Raw genomic sequence first — 4,210 nt, forward strand, 5'->3', positions numbered from 1 at the left:
GCCGCCGTCGGCGGCCAGCGTGGCGACCCGGCGGCCGGCCGCCGTGGAGCCGGTGAAGGAGACCAGGTCGACGGCCGGGTGGGCGGCCAGGGCCTCGCCGACGACCGGGCCGCGCCCGCTGACCAGGTTGAACACGCCGGGCGGCAGGCCGACCTCGTGCAGGATGTCGGCCAGCGCGTAGGCGGCCAGCGGGGCGACCTCGCTGGGCTTGAGCACGACCGTGCAGCCGGCCGCGAGCGCCGGGGCGACCTTGGCGACGATCTGGTGCAGCGGGTAGTTCCACGGCGTGATGGCGGCGACGACGCCGACCGGCTCCTTGACGACGAGCGAGTTGCCGACGCGGGTCTCGCGCGGGTGGGTCTCGGCGAGCTGGGCGTAGGAGGCCAGGACGCCGGCGGGCATGAGCGTCTGCACCTTGAGCGCGAAGCCGAGCGGCGAGCCCATGTCGGCGGCGATGGTCCTGGCGATGTCGTCGGCGCGCTGCACGAGCAGCTCGGCCGCGGCGGCCAGCAGTTTGGCCCGGTCGGCGGGCGGCAGCGACGACCAGGCGGGGAAGGCCCGCGCGGCCGCGCGCACGGCGGCGTCGACGTCTCCGGACGCGCCCGCGGGCACCCGGTCGATGATCTCCTCGGTGGCCGGGTTGACGACCTCGACGGCTTCTCCCGAGACGGAGGCGGTCCAGGCACCGCCGATGTAAAGCTGACGCATGACGCCATCCTGGCGTGCTCCGCGTCACAATGCGAGGCGGGCACTCATCCGGGGATGAGCACTGCCACCCCCGGACGCAGCTTCTTCTACCGGCGCGGGGTGTTCAGTCGAAGCGCGGCGAGCCGTCGCGGGTGCGCTTGAGCTCGAAGAAGTTCTCGAAGCCAGTCACGAGCAGGACTCCGTCCCAGAGCCGGCCGGCGTCCTCGCCCCTGGGGATGGAGTTGATCACCGGGCCGAAGAACGCGTTGCTGCCGACGCGGATGACGGGCGTGCCGACGTCCTGGCCGACCAGGCCGATGCCCTCGTTGTGCGAGCGCCGTACGGCCTCGTCGTGGGCGTCGGAGTCCATCGCGGCGGCGAGCTCGCGGTCGAGGCCGGCGCCGGCGAGGGCGTCCTCGACGGTGGCGCGCAGGTCGTCGAGCCGGTCGATGGCGCGCTGGTTGTGCAGGCGGGTGCCGAGCTCGGTGTAGAGGGGGCCGACGACGTGGTCGCCGTACTTGGCGGCCGCCGCGGCGACGACGCGCACCGGGCCGATGGCCTTGGCGATCTGCTCCCGATAGGCCTCCGGGACGTCCTTGTCCTCGTTGAGCACGTTGAGGCTCATGATGTGCCAGCGCGCCTCGACGGGACGGACCTTCTCGACCTCTACCAGCCACCGCGACGTCGCCCAGGCGAACGGGCAGAAAGGATCGAACCAGAGATCCACAGGAGTCTTCTCAGTCATGTGTGGTCATAACCTGGGGAGGTCGGCGTCCTATTCCTGGCGTGGCAGGATACCGACAAACCCCAACGAAGTGGTGAAAAGGAGCGCAACTTGGCAGGCAACCTCACCCGGGACGAAGCGCGCGAGCGGGCCCGGCTGTTGAAGGTCGAGTCGTACGAGGTCGCACTCGACCTCACGACGGGGGACGAGCGCTTCGACAGCGTGACGACGGTCCGTTTCGGCAGCACCAGCCCCGGCGCTTCCACCTTCGTCGACCTGCACGGCGCGCGCGTGCGCAAGGTCACGCTGAACGGCGAGGAGCTCGACCCCGGCAGCTACGACGCCGACCAGGGCCGCTTCCCGCTGCCCTCGCTCGCCGCCGCCAACGAGCTGCGCGTCGAGGCCGAGTGCGCCTACATGCGCACCGGCGAGGGCCTGCACCGCTTCGTCGACCCCGTCGACCAGAACGTCTACCTGCACAGCCAGTTCGAGACGGCCGACGCGCACCGCATGTACGCCTGCTTCGACCAGCCCGACCTCAAGGCCACCTTCCAGCTCGCCGTGCGCGCTCCCGAGAGCTGGGAGGTCGTCTCCAACGCCGCCGCGGGCAGCCTCGAGCCCGCCGGCGACGGGGCCAAGCAGTGGACGTTCCCCGCCACGCCGGTCATGTCCACCTACATCACGGCGCTCGTCGCGGGCCCGTACCACAAGGTGACCTCCGAGCACGACGGCATCCCGCTGGGCGTCTACTGCCGCGCCTCGCTGGCCGAGCACCTCGACGCCGACAACATCCTGGAGGTCACCCGGCAGGGGTTCGACTTCTTCCACAAGGTGTTCGGCGTGCGCTACCCGTTCGGCAAGTACGACCAGCTCTTCGTGCCGGAGTTCAACGCCGGAGCCATGGAGAACGCCGGCTGCGTGACGTTCCTGGAGGACTACGTCTTCCGCTCCCGCGTCACCGACGCCGTCGTCGAGCGGCGCGCCGAGACCATCCTGCACGAGATGGCCCACATGTGGTTCGGCGACCTGGTCACCATGCGCTGGTGGGACGACCTGTGGCTGAACGAGTCGTTCGCCACCTACATGTCCGTGCTCGCGCAGGCCGAGGCCACCCGGTGGGGCGGCGGCGCGTGGACCACGTTCGCCAACGTGGAGAAGGCCTGGGCCTACCGCCAGGACCAGCTTCCCTCCACCCACCCGATCGCCGCCGACATCCCCGACATGCAGGCCGTCGAGGTCAACTTCGACGGCATCACCTACGCCAAGGGCGCCTCGGTGCTCAAGCAGCTCGTCGCCTACGTCGGGCTGGACAACTTCCTGGCCGGGGTGCGCGACTACTTCGCCGAGCACGCCTGGGGCAACACCGAGCTGAAGGACCTGCTCGGCGCGCTGGAGCGGACCTCCGGGCGCGACCTGTCGTCGTGGTCGAAGGAGTGGCTGGAGACCTCCTGGGTCAACACGCTGCGCCCGTCGTTCGAGGTCGCCGACGGCCGCTTCACCTCCTTCGAGGTGCTGCAGGAGGCCCCGGCCGACTACCCGACGCTGCGCTCGCACCGCGTCGCGATCGGCCTGTACGCGCTGCGCGACGGCGCGCTCACCCGGACCAAGCGGGTCGAGCTGGACGTCGTCGGCGCCCGCACCACCGTGGCCGAGCTGATCGGCGAGGAGCAGCCCGACCTGGTCCTCGTCAACGACGACGACCTCACCTACGCCAAGATCCGGCTCGACGAGCGGTCGCTGCGCACGCTCGTCGACGGCGGCATCGCGGCGTTCACCGAGTCGCTGCCGCGCGCGCTCTGCTGGTCGGCGGCCTGGGACATGACCCGCGACGGCGAGATGTCCACCCGCGACTACGTCAAGCTGGTCATCTCGGGCATCGCCACCGTCAAGGACCTCACGGTCCTCCAGGCGGTGCTGCGGCAGGCCCGGCAGGCCGTCCAGCAGTACGCCGAGCCCGCCTGGCGCGGCGAGGGCCTGGCCCTGCTGGCCGACGCGCTGCGCTCGCTCATCGGCTCCGCCGAGCCCGGCTCCGACCACCAGCTCGCCTACCTCCAGGCGTTCGCGCCGGTGGCCACCTCCGAGGCCGACCTGGCCATGCTGGCGGCCATCCTCGACGGCTCCGAGGTGCCCGACGGGCTGACCGTCGACGCCGACCTGCGCTGGACCCTGGTCAACGCGCTCGTCGTGGGCGGCAAGCTCGGCGAGGCCGACATCGAGGCCGAGCTCAAGCGCGACCCGACGGCCACCGGCGAGCGGTCGGCGGCGCAGTGCCGGGCCGCCGTGCCCACCGCCGAGGCCAAGGCCGCCGCCTGGGAGCGGATCATCGGCGGCAAGCTGGCCAACCACATCGCCCGTACGACGATCGGCGGCTTCCAGGACCCGCACCACCCCGAGCTGCTGGAGCCGTACCGGGAGAAGTACTTCGCCGAAGTGGGGCGGATCTACCGGGAGTGGACGTTCGACCAGGCGTCGACGTTCGCGGTCGGCTGCTTCCCGACGCTGATCATCGAGGAGGCGACCGTCCAGGCCGCCCGCGACTACCTGGCCGCCGAGCAGCCGCCGCAGGCTCTGCGCCGGCTCATCCTGGAGGGCGCCGACGGCGTCAGCCGCGCGCTGCGCAACCAGGCGCGGGACGCCTCCTAGTCCCCCGCACACAGACCCCGGAAGGCCGTGCTTGGGTTCTAGGGTTCGTTGCAACACCCCACTTCAGGGGATGCGATGGACTTCGAGATCCGCAAGGTGCGCAAGGCGCAGGGGGCGAAGAAGCTCCGGGCTGAGCGGGAGGAATACTTTCGGCTC

At 71.2% G+C, this 4,210-nt stretch carries 3 protein-coding genes; 1 reads left to right on the top strand and 2 read right to left on the bottom strand.

The window, feature by feature from the left end; all coding sequences use genetic code 11:
* Together KME80_RS49605 and KME80_RS49610 are read right to left on the bottom strand one after the other, a co-directional pair.
* On the bottom strand, positions 1 to 708 hold a 708-nt coding region (locus tag KME80_RS49605; RefSeq protein ID WP_219520005.1), incomplete at its 3' end, for an aldehyde dehydrogenase family protein.
* Positions 709 to 811: 103 nt separating this feature from the next.
* Positions 812 to 1,432, bottom strand: coding sequence for a mycothiol-dependent nitroreductase Rv2466c family protein (locus KME80_RS49610; RefSeq protein ID WP_219520008.1), 621 nt, complete (start codon positions 1,430 to 1,432; stop codon positions 812 to 814).
* Between the two features lie 90 nt (positions 1,433 to 1,522).
* Between KME80_RS49610 and pepN the strand changes: the two genes are divergently transcribed.
* Positions 1,523 to 4,054: an aminopeptidase N gene (gene pepN, locus KME80_RS49615; RefSeq protein ID WP_219520011.1), complete on the top strand. Its 2,532-nt coding sequence runs from the start codon at positions 1,523 to 1,525 to the stop codon at positions 4,052 to 4,054.
* Positions 4,055 to 4,210 lie beyond the last annotated feature (156 nt).

Origin of the sequence: Nonomuraea ceibae, from assembly GCF_019396325.1 — a bacterium.
Classification (GTDB): domain Bacteria; phylum Actinomycetota; class Actinomycetes; order Streptosporangiales; family Streptosporangiaceae; genus Nonomuraea; species Nonomuraea ceibae.

Excerpts from the sequence above, each read along its gene's own strand:
- KME80_RS49610 (WP_219520008.1), bottom strand. The coding sequence starts at position 1,432 with ATGACTGAGAAGACTCCTGTGGATCTCTGGTTCGATCCTTTCTGCCCG.